Annotated in this window: 11 protein-coding genes; 6 read left to right on the forward strand and 5 right to left on the reverse strand. The window is 69.4% G+C overall.

The window, feature by feature from the left end:
- Nucleotides 1–65: 65 nt before the first annotated feature.
- A complete protein-coding gene (locus tag IAE58_RS17720) occupies nt 66–803 on the reverse strand; it encodes an SIMPL domain-containing protein (protein WP_199934435.1) in 738 nt (245 codons plus the stop codon).
- A gap of 130 nt (nt 804–933) precedes the next feature.
- Between IAE58_RS17720 and IAE58_RS17725 the strand changes: the two genes are divergently transcribed.
- The 4 genes from IAE58_RS17725 to tldD all read left to right on the forward strand — a co-directional run bounded on the left by IAE58_RS17725 (nt 934) and on the right by tldD (nt 8,422).
- The gene (locus IAE58_RS17725) at nt 934–1,542 is read left to right on the forward strand and encodes a Maf family nucleotide pyrophosphatase (RefSeq protein WP_199934434.1); all 609 of its coding nucleotides are present in this window, start codon (nt 934–936) and stop codon (nt 1,540–1,542) included.
- Nucleotides 1,535–3,022: a ribonuclease G gene (gene rng, locus IAE58_RS17730; RefSeq protein ID WP_108750641.1), complete on the forward strand. Its 1,488-nt coding sequence runs from the start codon at nt 1,535–1,537 to the stop codon at nt 3,020–3,022. Before IAE58_RS17725 ends, rng begins: the two co-directional genes overlap by 8 nt.
- 30 nt (nt 3,023–3,052) lie before the next feature.
- Nucleotides 3,053–6,913: a YhdP family protein gene (locus tag IAE58_RS17735; RefSeq protein ID WP_199934433.1), complete on the forward strand. Its 3,861-nt coding sequence runs from the start codon at nt 3,053–3,055 to the stop codon at nt 6,911–6,913.
- A gap of 63 nt (nt 6,914–6,976) precedes the next feature.
- Nucleotides 6,977–8,422 (forward strand): metalloprotease TldD, encoded by a 1,446-nt coding sequence (gene tldD / locus IAE58_RS17740; RefSeq protein WP_199934432.1) that lies wholly within the window; start codon nt 6,977–6,979, stop codon nt 8,420–8,422.
- A 41-nt stretch (nt 8,423–8,463) separates the two neighbouring features.
- Here tldD and yjgA read toward each other — a convergent pair whose 3' ends face one another.
- Entirely contained in the window at nt 8,464–9,051 is a 588-nt protein-coding gene (gene yjgA, locus IAE58_RS17745; protein WP_108753744.1) for a ribosome biogenesis factor YjgA, read from the reverse strand.
- A gap of 68 nt (nt 9,052–9,119) precedes the next feature.
- On the opposite strand from yjgA, the gene pmbA reads away from it, so the two are divergent.
- Complete coding sequence (gene pmbA, locus IAE58_RS17750; protein WP_199934431.1) at nt 9,120–10,487, forward strand: metalloprotease PmbA; 1,368 nt, start codon at nt 9,120–9,122, stop codon at nt 10,485–10,487.
- 87 nt (nt 10,488–10,574) lie between these two features.
- Nucleotides 10,575–10,937: a DUF4870 domain-containing protein gene (locus tag IAE58_RS17755; RefSeq protein ID WP_199934430.1), complete on the forward strand. Its 363-nt coding sequence runs from the start codon at nt 10,575–10,577 to the stop codon at nt 10,935–10,937.
- 92 nt (nt 10,938–11,029) lie between these two features.
- Here the strand turns inward: IAE58_RS17755 and IAE58_RS17760 are convergent, their stop codons facing one another.
- Genes IAE58_RS17760 through tilS form a run of 3 tightly spaced genes read right to left on the reverse strand, consistent with a single transcriptional unit; the run spans nt 11,030 to nt 13,481 of the window.
- Entirely contained in the window at nt 11,030–11,908 is an 879-nt protein-coding gene (locus IAE58_RS17760; RefSeq protein ID WP_199934429.1) for a farnesyl diphosphate synthase, read from the reverse strand.
- Nucleotides 11,898–12,158 (reverse strand): exodeoxyribonuclease VII small subunit, encoded by a 261-nt coding sequence (locus IAE58_RS17765; protein WP_108753741.1) that lies wholly within the window; start codon nt 12,156–12,158, stop codon nt 11,898–11,900. The genes IAE58_RS17760 and IAE58_RS17765 overlap by 11 nt, the downstream gene beginning before the upstream one ends.
- 36 nt (nt 12,159–12,194) lie before the next feature.
- Nucleotides 12,195–13,481, reverse strand: coding sequence for a tRNA lysidine(34) synthetase TilS (gene tilS, locus IAE58_RS17770; RefSeq protein ID WP_199934428.1), 1,287 nt, complete (start codon nt 13,479–13,481; stop codon nt 12,195–12,197).
- Nucleotides 13,482–13,594 lie beyond the last annotated feature (113 nt).

Below are 13,594 nucleotides of genomic sequence, written 5' to 3' on the forward strand. Positions count from 1 at the left end.
ATGGCCCCGCGCTACCGGTGGGTCGCGTGTTTCGGCAGGTAGCGCCGGGCCATGCCCGGCGGCGGTTACCGGCCCAGTTCGAACACGACGTCCAGGTTCACCGACACGGTCGATTCGCCCGGTGCCACCGGGGTGGCCTTGTCCATCGCCGCGCCAGCGGCCATCGCGCGCATCATCGGCATCGGGCGGAAGCCGCCATTGCTGTTCTCGGAAATGCTGACGATGCGGCGCACCTGCAGGCCCAGCGACTTCGCATAGGTCTGGGCACGGGCCTGGGCCTTCTTCAGCGCGGCCAGGCGGGCTTCGTCGTAGACCGGCTCGGGCTGGTCGATCTCGAACTGCGGGCCGTTGATCTGGTTGGCGCCCTGCGCGGCCAGGGCGTCCAGCACCTTGCCCAGCTTGGCGATGTCACGCACCTTCAGGCTGACCGTGTTGCTGGCCTGGTAGCCGGTGATCTTCGGCGCTTCGTTGTCGGTATAGCGGTACTGCGGGTTCAGGCTGACGCCGCTGGTCTGCACGTCGCGCTCGGCAATGCCGGCGGCCTTGATCGCGGCCAGTACCTTGTCCATCTGCTGGGCGTTCTGGCGCATGGCACTGTTGCCGTCGGCGGCCTGGGTGACCACGCCGGCCGACAGGGTGGCCACGTCCGGCACGCGGGTGGCTTCGGCGTTGGCCGAGATGTTCAGCAGGGTGCCTTCGGCGGCGGCGACCGCGGGCGGCGGCGGCGGGGCAGCATGGGCGGTCATCGAAGCTCCAATCGCGAGGGACAGGGCAAGCAGCAGCGGGGTGGCGGTGCGGCGCATGGGATCTCCTTGGTGTGCCGGTGAGGGTGGTGTCGTAGCGATGAACGCGCTGTGAGTCCGTTCGGGGTTGAAGGCGTTCAAGGCGGGGTTGCCGACGATTCAGGTGGCGGCCTCAGGTTATGCTGTGCCGATGCTCTATCTCGCTTCCCGCTCGCCCCGACGCAACCAACTGCTGGCCCGACTCGAACGCCCCTTCCAGGCCCTGGACCTGGAGGTGCCCGAGCAGCGTGCGCCGGAGGAAAGTGCCGAACACTATGTATGCCGGGTGGCTGCCGACAAGGCGCGCGCCGGCTTGGCCCGGGTGCTGGCCACCGACCCGCAGGCGCGGGTGCTGGGCTCGGATACCGAGGTGGTGCTGGACGGGCAGGTGTTCGGCAAGCCGGCCGATGCGGTCGAGGCCTGCGCCATGCTGGCGCGCCTGGCCGGGCGCACCCACCAGGTGATGACCGCCGTGGTGGTCGTGCACGCGCAGGGCCTGGACACCGAACTGGTGGTCTCCGAGGTCACCTTCGCGCCGATCGCCGCGGCCGACATCGCCGCCTACGTGGCCACCGGCGAACCGCTGGACAAGGCTGGCGCCTATGCCATCCAGGGCGGCGCCGAGCGCTGGATCGAACACCTGTCAGGCAGCTATTCCGGCGTGATGGGGCTGCCGTTGCTGCACACTGATCGCCTGCTGGCCCGCTGCGGCGTGCCGGCCCCCACTGCCCATGCCGCCAGGGAGGCTGCCGATGTCTGAGGAAATCCTGGTCAATGTGACCCCGCGCGAAACACGGGTCGCGGTGATCGAAAACGGCATGCTGCAGGAACTGCACATCGAGCGCGGCTGGCGCCGGGGTGTGGTCGGCAACATCTACAAGGGCAAGGTGCAGCGGGTGATGCCCGGCATGCAGGCCGCGTTCGTGGAAGTGGGCCTGGAGCGCGCCGCGTTCCTGCACGCCAACGACGTGGTGCGGCCGGCCCCGGTGGCCAGTGCCGATACCGAGAACACCACCCTGCCGCCGCCGTCCAGCGTGCCGATCGTGGAACTGCTGCGCGACGGCCAGGACATCGTGGTGCAGGTGGTGAAGGACCCGATCGGCACCAAGGGCGCGCGCCTGACTACGCAGATCAGCATTCCCTCGCGCTACATGGTGCTGCTGCCGCAGTCGAAGGTGGTGGGCGTTTCGGCGCGCATCGAAGACGAAGGCGAGCGTGCGCGGCTGAAGGCGCTGGTGACCGAACTGTCGGCGCAGCACGGTGGCTACGGCTACATCGTGCGCACCAATGCCGAAGGCCAGCCGGCCGAAGCCATTGCCGAGGACATCGCCTATCTGTCGCGGGTCTGGAACGTGGTCGAGCGGCGCGGCCGCGAGGCGCCCTCGTGCAGCAACATCTATGAAGACCTGAGCCTGCCGCTGCGCTCGGTGCGCGACCTGATCCGCAAGGACGTGGACAAGGTGAAGGTCGATTCCAAGGAAACCTTCGCCCAGCTGCAGGCGTTCGTGGCCAAGTACATGCCGGTGCTGGCCGAGAAGATCGAGCTGTACAGCGGTGACCGCCCCATCTTCGACATGTTCGGCGTGGAAGACGAGATCGGCCGCGCGCTGGACAAGCAGGTGCCGCTGAAATCCGGCGGCTATCTGGTGATCGACCAGACCGAGGCGATGACCACCATCGATGTGAACACCGGTTCGTTCCTGGGCCAGCGCAACCTGGAAGAAACCGTGTTCCGCACCAACCTGGAGGCCGCGCAGGCGGTGGCCAGGCAGCTGCGGCTGCGCAACCTGGGCGGCATCATCATCATCGATTTCATCGACATGGACGATGCCGAGCATCGCCGCCAGGTGCTGCGCACGCTGGAAAAGGCGCTGGCCCGCGACCATGCCAAGACCACCGTCTACGACTTCTCGCCGCTGGGCCTGGTAGAGATGACCCGCAAGCGCACCGTGGAAAGTCTGGAGCGCCAGCTGTCGGAAACCTGCCCGCAGTGCAGTGGTCGCGGCAGCATCAAGACCACCGAAACGGTGACCTACGAAATCTTCCGCGAGATCACCCGTGCGGTGCGCCAGTTCGATGCCGCGCGCCTGCTGGTGATCGCCTCGACCAAGGTGGTGGCACGCATCACCGAAGAGGAATCGGCCGCCGTGGCCGAGCTGGAGGAATTCCTCGGCAAGAGCATCCGTTTCCAGGCGGACGAGCAGTACCTGCAGGAGCAGTTCGATGTGGTTCTGCTCTGATCCACGCCGGCTGCGGTCCGGCGCCGGCCGATGAGCGCGCCGCCGCGCCTGCGACTGCGAAGGATCCGCCGTCATCTGATTGCCGCGTGCGCGGTAGGTCTGGTCGTGCTTGCCCTGCTGGTGGGCACGCTCAGCCAGCTGTTGCCGCTGGCCGAGCGCCACCCGCAGCAGATTGCCGCGTGGCTGAGTGCGCGGGCCGGCCAGCCAGTGCGTTTCGAGCGCCTGCAGACCGCCTGGACCCGGCGCGGCCCCCTGCTGCAGTTGCAGGGGCTGCGTATCGGTGCCGGGCAGGGGTTGGCCATTGGCGAAGCCGAAGTACTGGTATCGATGTACAGCGGGTTGCTGCCGGGGCGCTCGTTGACCGAACTGCGCCTGCGTGGGCTGTCGCTGGACCTGCAGCAGGCCGCTGACGGCCGCTGGAGCGTGCGTGGCCTGCCGCAGTCGAGTGGTGCGGGCGATCCGTTGGATGCGCTGCGCCGGCTGGGCGAGTTGCAGGTGATTGGCGGACAACTGGCCGTGCATGCGCCCGCGCTGGGCATCGACGCCACGCTGCCGCGCATCGATCTGCGCCTGCGCGTGCAGGGCGATCGGCTGCAGGTGGGCGTGCGTGCCTGGGCCCAGGCCGAGGCCCTGCCGCTGACGGCGGTGCTGGAACTGGACCGGCGCAAAGGCAACGGCCAGGCGTGGCTGGGTGCCGACCCGGTGGATTTCCAGGCCTGGGCGCCGCTGTTGGCCGGGGCCGGCGTGCGCCTGCGCGAAGGCAAGGGCGAGTTGAACCTGTGGCTGACCCTGCGCGATTTCGCGCCGGTGGCGGTCACCACCGATTCGGACCTGCGTGGGCTGCGTATTGAAGGCGCACCGATGCCGGGCGTGGCCCACCCGCAGGTGCAGCTGCAGCGCCTGCAGGCACGGCTGCGCTGGCAACGCCAGGCCGACGGCTGGGTGCTGCAGGTGCCGAAGCTGCGGCTGCAGGGCGATGAGGGCGCACAACAACTCGATGGCCTGCAGGTGCGCCTGGGCCGGCAGCTGCAGATCAGCAGCGGTGCGGTGCAGGCCGGCACGGCCGTGCGCGCGCTGGCCCTGAGCGACCGGCTGGACCCGGGCCTGCGCCGTTGGCTGTACCTGGCCCGGCCACAGCTGGACGTGGCCGCGCTGCAGGTGCGGGGTGAACGCGATGGCCCGCTGTGGGCGCAGGGCGAGCTGCAGTCGCTGGGCTTTGCCAGCGTGGCCGGCGCGCCGGGCCTGCGTGGCCTGGGCGGGCGTTTCGAAGGCGATGCCAATGGCTTCAGCCTGCAGCTGCAGCCGCAGCGGCAGTTGCAGTTCGATTGGCCCAGCGGTTTTGGCGTGCGCCACGACCTGCATCTGGCCGGGCAGGTGGTGGGCTGGCGCGATGAAGCCGGTGGCTGGCGCATCGGCACCCCGGCCCTGCGCGTGCAGGGCACCGATTACGCGGCCGACGTGCGCGGCGGGCTGTGGTTCCAGGGCGACGGCACGCGGCCGTGGATGCAGCTGGCGGCCAAGCTGGACGATGTGCCGATGACCGCCGCCAAGCGCTTCTGGATCCATTCCAAGATGAGCAAGGGCGCCACCGACTGGCTGGACATGGCCCTGGCCGGCGGCCAGGTACGGGGCGGTATCGGTCTGGTCAGTGGTGACCTGGACGACTGGCCGTTCGACAACAACGATGGCCGTTTCGAAGCCACTGGCCACATCAGCGATGGGCAGATCCGCTTCCAGCACGACTGGCCGCTGATGGGCCAGGTGGATGCCGATGTTGCCTTCATCGGGCCGGGCTTCCATATCCAGGGCCGTGGCGACCTGGCCGGGGTGGCGGTGCAGCACTTTGAAGCCGGCATTCCCGATTTCGGCCAGCAGCCGCTGTACGTGCGCGCCGACAGCCGCAGCGAAGCGGGCGCGCTGCTGGCCATGCTGCGCCAGAGCGGCCTGCACAAGGAATATGGCGACACCCTGGACAACCTGAGTGCCAGCGGCCCGGCCAACGTGCATTTCGATCTGCTGCAGCCCCTGCACCATGACGAAGGCGGTGGCCACCTGCAGGGCACGGTGGACCTGGCCGGGGTGAAGCTGGCCGACAAGCGCTTCGACGTGGCATTCGATGGCATGCACGGCCAGGCCCGCTACAGCAACGCCGGGTTCGCCGCCGAATCTCTGGCGGTGCGCCACCTGGGCCAGGATGGCACGCTGAGCCTGCGCGCCGGCGGCTTCGTGCGCGATGTGCGGCTGGCGTTCGAATCGGAGTTGTCGGCCAGCCTGGATGCGGGCGTGCTGATCGATCGCGCGCCGGAAATGGCCTGGCTGAAGCCTTACATCAACGGCACCTCGCCGTGGACGATCGCGGTCAACCTGCCCAAGGTCGCCCCCGGCAGTGCCGCCCCGCCCAGCGAGCTGCGCCTGCGTTCGGACCTGGTGGGCACCCGCCTGGATCTGCCGGCACCGTTGGACAAGCCGGCCGCCGAGCCGCTGGCCACCACCGTGGCCGCACAGCTGCCGATGGGGGCCGGACGCATCGATGTGGCCTTTGGCGACCGGCTGGCGCTGGCTGCGCGCAGCCACAACAACCAGACCGGTGTGCAGGTCACCCTGGGCAGCAGCCAGGTGGACCGCGAGCCGCCGCCCAGCGGGCTGACCATCAACGGCCGCAGCCCCACTCTGGACGCGCTGGAATGGATCGGCCTGGCCCGTGGTGCGGGCGGCGATGGCGACCCCATGCCGCTGCGCACGGTGGATGTGCAGGTGGGCCAGCTGATGCTGATCGGCGGCGTGTTCGCGCAGACCCGGCTGCAGCTGCACCCCGGGCCGCAGGCGCTGGATGTGCGCATGGACGGCCCATCGCTGGCCGGCCGCCTGAGCGTGCCCAATGCCGACGGTGGCACCATCAGCGGCACGCTGGACCGCGTGTACTGGCAATCCCCGCCTGCAGCCGCCGGCGCGGCAACGCCGCCCGCCGCGAAAGTGCAGGCCGGTGCCGACGACATGGACCCGGCCAAGCTGCCGCCGTTCGCGCTGGACATCGCCGACCTGAAGTTCGGCAAGGTGGTGCTGGGCCAGGCCGTGCTGCGCACCCGCCCGCTGGCGCAGGGCCTGAGCGTGGACGAGCTGCGCTTCCGCGCGCCGGACCAGGAAATCGACATCACCGGCCGCTGGCTGGGCAAGAGCGCCGGTGCGCGTACTGAACTGAACGCCCAGGTGCGCAGTGAGGATCTGGGTGGCCTGCTGCAGAACTTCGATTACGCCGGCCAGTTGCGGGGCGGCTCCGGCCAGGCCCAGCTGCAGGCCTGGTGGGCCGGCGGCCCGTCCGATTTCCAGCTGGGCAACCTGCAGGGGCAGCTGGACATCCATGCACGCAACGGCCAGCTGCTGGAACTGGACCCGGGGGCCGGCCGCGTGCTGGGCCTGCTGAGCGTGGCCCAGCTGCCGCGCCGGCTGATGTTCGACTTCCGCGATTTCTTCTCCAAGGGCTTTGCCTTCAACCAGATCGAGGGCGGCATGCAGTTCGGCAACGGCATGGCGCGCACCGACAAGGTGCTGATCGAAGGCCCCGCAGCGAACATCACCATCCGTGGCCAGACCGACCTGCGCCAGCAGCAGTTCGACCAGACCATTGATGTGAACCCGCGCGCCGGCAACCTGTTGACCGTGGTCGGCGCGGTGGCCGGTGGCCCGGTGGGCGCCGCCCTGGGCGCGGCCACCAATGCGGTATTGTCCAAGCCATTGGGTGAGATCGGCGCGCGCACCTACCGGGTGACTGGGCCGTGGAAGGAGCCCAAGGTGGAAGTGATCGAGCGCAGCCGTGACCGCAGCCCCACGCCGGCCCCGGTGCCCGTGCCGGTTCCGCCGCCGACCGTGACCGACCTGCCGCGCCCGCGCTGAGCGCGGCGCCCCTGTTCATCGCGTGGCCTTGCCTGGCCACGCCAGCACCCCCAGATCGAGACCATGACTGATACTGCCCTGACCCTTGCCAACGACCGCCTGCTGCGCCCCGGCGGCCTGGATACCGCTGGCCTGGAGCGCGCCTTCGGCCAGCTGCTCGGCCCCGGCGTGGACTTCGGCGACCTGTACTTCCAGCATGCCCGGCGCGAGAGCTGGAGCGTGGAAGACGGCATCGTCAAGGACGGCGCCCATTCCATCGAACAGGGCGTAGGCGTGCGCGCCATTGCTGGTGAAAAAACCGGCTTCGCCTATTCCGACGATATCCATGCCGATGCACTGCTGACCGCGGCGCAGTCGGCGCGTGCGATTTCCCGCGAGGGCGGCGCACAGCAGGGTCGCTCGCTGCTGCGCGGCAACGCCCGCGCGCTGTACCCCACGCTGGACCCGATCGACAGCCTGGGCAATGAAGCCAAGGTGGACGTGCTCAAGCGCCTGGATGGCTACCTGCGCGCGGCCGACCCGCGGGTGAAGCAGGTGATGGTCAGCCTGTCCGGCGGCGTGGACACCGTGCTGGTGGCCCGCACCGACGGCGTGCTGGGCGCCGACGTGCGCCCGCTGGTGCGCCTGAACGTGCAGGTGATCGTGGAACAGAGCGGTCGCCGCGAATCGGGTTATGCCGGTGGTGGCGGCCGCTACGGCTACGCCGAACTGTTCGCCGATGGCCGCCCCGAAGCCTTCGCCCGCGAAGCGCTGCGCCAGGCGCTGGTGAACCTGGACGCGGTACCGGCCCCGGCCGGGGTGATGCCGGTGGTGCTGGGCCCGGGCTGGCCCGGTGTGCTGCTGCACGAGGCGGTGGGCCATGGCCTGGAAGGTGACTTCAACCGCAAGGGCACCAGCGTGTACGCGGGCCGCATCGGCGAACGCGTGGCCGCCCCGGGCGTGACCATCGTTGACGATGGCACCCTGGACGGGCGCCGCGGCTCGCTGAACATCGATGACGAAGGCCACCCCAGCCAGTGCACCACGCTGATCGAGGACGGCATCCTGGTGGGCTACATGCAGGATGCGCTGAACGCGCGCCTGATGGGCATGGCCCCGACCGGCAACGGCCGCCGCGAATCGTTCGCGCACCTGACCATGCCGCGCATGACCAATACCTACATGCGTGCCGGCCAGCACGACCCGCAGGAAATGATCCGGTCGGTGAAGAAGGGCCTGTATGCGGTCAACTTCGGCGGCGGCCAGGTGGACATCACCAGCGGCAAGTACGTGTTCTCGGCCACCGAGGCCTACCTGATCGAAGACGGCCGCATCACCGCGCCGGTGAAGGGCGCCACGCTGATCGGCAATGGCCCGGAAACCATGCAGAAGGTGCGCATGGTCGGCAACGACCTGGCCCTGGACGAGGGCGTGGGCATCTGTGGCAAGGATGGCCAGAGCGTGCCGGTCGGTGTCGGCCAGCCCTCGCTGCTGATCGAGGGCCTGACCGTGGGCGGTACCCAGGCCTGAGCGCGGCGATGGCCAGCGCCCATGCCCGCACCGTCGGGGACTCAGTCCTCGTCGGCTTCGTCGGTGCCGACGTCGTCGGCCTCGTCGGTCGCGGCCTTCAGGCCCAGCGCCGCCGGCAGCATCAGCGCGCGCAGCACCTGGAAGATCTCGCGGTAGGCGCGCGGCGGCTTGTTCTTGGCTTTTTCGGCCTGGGCGTTGCGCACCAGCGTGCGCAGCTGCTGGCGGTCGGCCTGCGGGTAGTCGTCCAGCAGGGCGGCCAGCGCCTTGTCGCCCTCGGCCAGCAGGCGCTCGCGCCAGTCTTCGGCGCGGTGCATCATCGCCACTTCGCGGCGGCCGGTTTCACTGTTGGCGTCCAGCGCATCGCGGATCGCGTCCAGCGTGGCCTCGTCCTCGCGGCGCATGTGCTTGGCCAGGAACGCCAGCTGCCGCTTGTGGGCGATGTGGGCGGTAATGCGCTTGCACTCGGCGATATGCGGCAGCAGGTCTTCCGGGATCGGCAGGCGCGCCAGCTGGGCCGGGGTCAGCGACACCAGCTTCTCGCCCAGGGCCAGGACATCGAGCGCGTCGCGCCGGTTCTGGCTGCGGCTCTTGTCGTGGAATTCACCGGTTTCTTCGTCGCGTCCGCGCATCGTCCCTACCTGATCTCAAAAAAAGTCGCCCGGCGTGATGCCGGGCCCAACCTGTACAGGATAAAGCATTGAACGTGATCGCCCCTGAAGTCGCCACCGGCGACGACAGCCTGGCCCGGCTGGAACGGCTGGCCGACCTTTCCCAGCAGCTGATCGACCGCGCCCGCGCGCTGGGCGCCAGCCAGACCGAGGTGAGCTGCAGCGAGGACCGCGGGCTGGAGGTCAATGTCCGCCTTGGCGAGGTGGAGACCGTGCAGTCCACCCGCGACCGCGGCATTGCGGTGACCGTCTACTTCGGCCAGTGCAAGGGCAGTGCCAGCACCGCCGACCTGAACGAGGCCAGCCTGCAGGCCACGGTCGAGCAGGCCTGCGCCATTGCCCGCCATACCGAGGACGACCCGGCCGCCGGCCTGGCTGACGCCGCGCTGATGGCCCGCGATTTCCCCGATCTGGACAGCTGGCACCCGTGGGCGCTGCAGGCTGACCAAGCGGTGGACCTGGCCCTGGCCTGCGAGGCCGCCGGCCGCCAGGCCGATGCGCAGATCCGCAATTCCGACGGTGCCTCGGTGTCGAGCATGCAGAGCGTATCGGTGTACGCCAACTCCCATGGCTTCATCGGTCGCGAACGCGGCACCCACCATTCGATCGGCTGCGCGCTGATTGCCGGCACCGGCGATGGCATGCAGCGGGATGGCTGGTACACCAGCGCGCTGGCCCGCGAAGACCTGGAGGACCCGGCCCACGTGGGCCGTCGCGCCGCCGAGCGCACCGTGGCCCGGCTGCAGCCGCGCTCGCTGCCCACCGGCAGCCTGCCGGTGCTGTTTGCCCCGGAAGTGGCGCGCAGCCTGGTCGGCCACCTGCTCTCGGCCGTGTCCGGTGGCGCCCTGTACCGCCAGGCCAGCTTCCTGCTGGACAGCGTGGGCCAGCGCCTGTTCCCCGAATGGATGCAGATCGAAGAGCTGCCGCACCTGCGCCGCGGCCTGCGCTCGGCCGCCTTCGATGGCGATGGCGTGGCCACCCGCGCCTCGGCCCTGGTGACCGACGGCGTGCTGCAGCGCTACGTGCTGGGCAGCTATTCGGCGCGCAAGCTGGGCCTGCAGACCACCGCCAATGCAGGTGGCGTGCACAACCTGCAGCTGGCCGCCAATGCCGGCTCCCTGCACGAGATTGCCCGGCAGATGGGCAACGGCCTGCTGGTGACCGAACTGATGGGGCAGGGCGTGAACGGGGTGACCGGTGACTACTCGCGCGGTGCCGGTGGCTTCCGGGTCGAGAACGGCGAGATCCAGTTCCCGGTCGATGGCATCACCATTGCCGGCAACCTGCGCGACATGTTCGCCAGCATTGAAGCCGTGGGCAGCGATGTCGACCCGCGCTCGCACATCCGCACCGGCTCGATCCTGGTGGGACGGATGACGATCGCCGGTAATGATTGATGGCGTTGATGCCGTAAGCTATGCCCGCCTGACGCGACCGGCCCGCAGCTGGTCGCGCATGACCACCCAAAAAAAAGGAGTTTTGTCGTGAGCGATTTCGATAACGTCCCGGCGGCGGGCAACGTGCCGTCCGACCAGCGCACCATGGCGCTGGCCGCGCACCTGCTGGGCATCTTCACCGGTTTCATCGGTGCCCTGATCATCTGGCTGATCAACAAGGACGACGCAGGCAAGTCCTTCGTCACCGACCAGGCCAAGGAAGCGCTGAACTTCCAGATCACCATCGCCATCGCGATGTTCATCTGCATCATCCTGACCTTCGTGATCATCGGCGCCATCCTGGCCCCGATCGTCGGCCTGCTCAGCCTGGTCTTCAGCATCATCGCTGCGGTCAAGGCCAACAACGGCGAGCTGTACCGCTACCCGTTCGCGCTGCGCCTGATCAAGTAATTCCGGCGGCACGTGCACAGCAGAACGCCCGGCAATGCCGGGCGTTTCTGTTTCCATCGCCGCTAGCGCCGGGCCACGCCCGGCGAGCGCGATCAATGATCGCGTTCCACCGCCAACGTGGCCAGCGCACGCAGCGCATCGGCTTCTTCGTGGTAACCGGCCAGTGCCGCCTGCATGCGCGCGGCCAGGTCGCGCAGGTGCGCCTTGGCCCCGTCCATGCCCAGCAGCGCCGGGAAGGTGCTCTTGTCCTGGGCCTGGTCCTTGCCGGCGGTCTTGCCCAGCTGCTCGGAACTGGCCTCGACATCCAGAATGTCATCGCGCACCTGGAAGGCCAGGCCCAGCGCATCGGCGAAACCGTCCAGCTGGGCCAGCACCGGCGCCGGTGCTTGGCCGCACAGCGCGCCCATGCGTACCGCCGCGCGGATCAGCGCACCGGTCTTCAGCGCGTGCATGCGGGTGAGTGCGGCCAGTGACTGCTGCTGGCCGGTGGCATCGATATCCAGCGCCTGGCCGCCGCACATGCCGGACGCGCCGGAGGCGTGGGCCAGGGTCTGCAGGCAGGCCACGCGCAGGCTGGCCGGCAGCGCGGCGTCGGCCAGCAGGCCGAAGGCGCGGGTCTGCAGGGCATCCCCGGCCAGGATCGCGGTGGCTTCGTCGAATGCGATATGCGTGGTCGGCTTGCCGCGGCGCAGGGCGTCATCGTCCATGGCCGGCAGGTCATCGTGTACGAGCGAATAGGCGTGAATCAGCTCCACGGCCATCGCGGCCGCGTCCAGTTGCTCCAGTGGCGCGCCGAACAGGCGGCCACTGGCGTAGACCAGCAAAGGGCGCATGCGCTTGCCGCCGCCCAGCACCGAATAGCGCATGGCCTGGTGCAGACGCTGCGGCGCATCGGCCGGCGAGGGCAGGGCGGCGTCAAGCTGGCTTTCAATACGGTCGCGCCAGTGCGCGAACAGCGCCTCAACCGTCATGGCTGGGCGGGTCGAACGGTTCGGCGGTGTCCGGCTGGGCCGGATCGCTGAGCAGGCGCACGCGCAGTTCGGCCTGCTCCAGCGCCTGCTGGCACTGGCGGTACAGACCCACGCCACGTTCGTAAGCACTGAGCGACGCTTCCAGACTGAGCTCGCCGGTTTCCATCTGCTCCACCAGCTGTTCCAGCGATTCGAGCGACTGCTCGAACTGGGCGACCGGGGAGACGTTTTCGGGGGACTTCTTGGCCATGCGACAAGTGTGGACGGCAGCCGCGCGGGGGTCAATTCACCAGCCGCCGGGGCGCCACTGCAACTGCGCGTCGTGGGCCTGCAGCCACGCCTGCAGGGGGGCGGAAACCACCACGTCGGCGGCGGCCAGCAACTGCTCGCCGTCGAACAGCAACGGCAGCTGCGCGCGCCGCCAGGGCGCCAGGTGCTCGCGCTGCAGGCAGTCCTTCAGCGCATGTGAATGGTTGCGGCCGGGTAGCAGGATGCGCTCGCCCCCCTGCCGTGCGCGTACCTGCAGGGGCTGGGAAAAGGCCTTGCAGCCCAGCAGGCGCAGTTGTCCGCCGTCGGGGAGTGGCAGCGGCGCGCGGCCATCCCAGGCGGCGTGCCAGGCGGTCGGCAGCGTGGGCAGCGTGGCCGGCAGCAGGTAGGCATGTCCACGCCATTGCTGGATCGCGTGGTCCTTCCAGCGCACCTGCGCCTGCCGATCGCTGGGCGCTGCCAGCAGTTCCTGCTGCAGCTGCTGCAGCACCGTGGCCGGCAGCGGAGCGGCACCGTGCGCGCGCACCCAGGCACGCAGCACGCGTGCACCGCGCGCAGGCGCCACCTGGCCCAGCAGCTCCAGCGACAGCACGCGCGGTGCCACTTCCAGGTGCGCGATCAGTTCGGCATCTTCCTCGTCCAGCATCGCGCGGGTCTGCGCGCAGTGGTCGGCGCTGCCGGCCAGGGCGGCGGCTGCATGTGGCCAACGTTGGCGCAGCAGCGGCAGGACCTGCAGGCGCAGGAAATTGCGGTCGGCGTGGTCGTGGTCGTTGCTGGGGTCGTCGATCCAGCGCAGGGCATGCTGCTGTGCGTAGTCGTGCAGTGCGCTACGCGCGGTGTGCAGCAGGGGCCGCCACAGGCGGTGGCCCTGCAATGTGCTGTCGGCGGCGATCGCCGCCAGGCCATCGATGCCGGAGCCACGCAGTGCGCGCAGCAGGAAGGTTTCGGCCTGGTCATCCTGATGGTGGGCCAAGGCGAGGGTTTCACCCGGCCGCAGTTCGGCAGCAAAGGCGGCGCGCCGGGCCTGGCGCGCGGCACCTTCCATCCCCAGGCCGTCGGCCGTAGCGACCTGTACGCGATGCACAGCCAGGTCGATACCCAGGGCATCGCAGTGCTGCTGGCAGTGCCTGACCCAGGCTTCGGCATCGGCCTGCAGGCCGTGGTGGACATGCACCGCGCGCAGCGGCGTGGCGCTGGCCTGCGCGCAGTGCCAGAGCCAGTGCAGCAGCACGGTCGAATCCAGCCCGCCGCTGTAGCCGACCAGCAGCGGGGTATCCAGCGGGACAAGGGCAGGGAAGTCACTCACGGCGGCAAGTATAGGGTGGGGGGGCTGGCAGGGCTGCGCCCTGCACCCGCTCAATGCAACGTCAACGTCAACGTCAACGTCAACGTCAACGTCAACGTCAACGTCAACGTCAA

Source organism: Stenotrophomonas sp. S49 (genome assembly GCF_016624905.1).
Lineage (GTDB): Bacteria > Pseudomonadota > Gammaproteobacteria > Xanthomonadales > Xanthomonadaceae > Stenotrophomonas.

What these genes read in the sequence shown, in the direction of transcription:
- IAE58_RS17765 (WP_108753741.1), bottom strand. Translation starts at nt 12,158, where the DNA reads ATGGCCAAGAAGTCCCCCGAAAACGTCTCCCCGGTCGCCCAGTTCGAG.
- IAE58_RS17725 (WP_199934434.1), top strand. Translation starts at nt 934, where the DNA reads ATGCTCTATCTCGCTTCCCGCTCGCCCCGACGCAACCAACTGCTGGCC.
- rng (WP_108750641.1), top strand. Translation starts at nt 1,535, where the DNA reads ATGTCTGAGGAAATCCTGGTCAATGTGACCCCGCGCGAAACACGGGTC.
- tldD (WP_199934432.1), top strand. Translation starts at nt 6,977, where the DNA reads ATGACTGATACTGCCCTGACCCTTGCCAACGACCGCCTGCTGCGCCCC.
- IAE58_RS17760 (WP_199934429.1), bottom strand. Translation starts at nt 11,908, where the DNA reads ATGACGGTTGAGGCGCTGTTCGCGCACTGGCGCGACCGTATTGAAAGC.
- yjgA (WP_108753744.1), bottom strand. Translation starts at nt 9,051, where the DNA reads ATGCGCGGACGCGACGAAGAAACCGGTGAATTCCACGACAAGAGCCGC.
- IAE58_RS17720 (WP_199934435.1), bottom strand. Translation starts at nt 803, where the DNA reads ATGCGCCGCACCGCCACCCCGCTGCTGCTTGCCCTGTCCCTCGCGATT.
- IAE58_RS17735 (WP_199934433.1), top strand. Translation starts at nt 3,053, where the DNA reads ATGAGCGCGCCGCCGCGCCTGCGACTGCGAAGGATCCGCCGTCATCTG.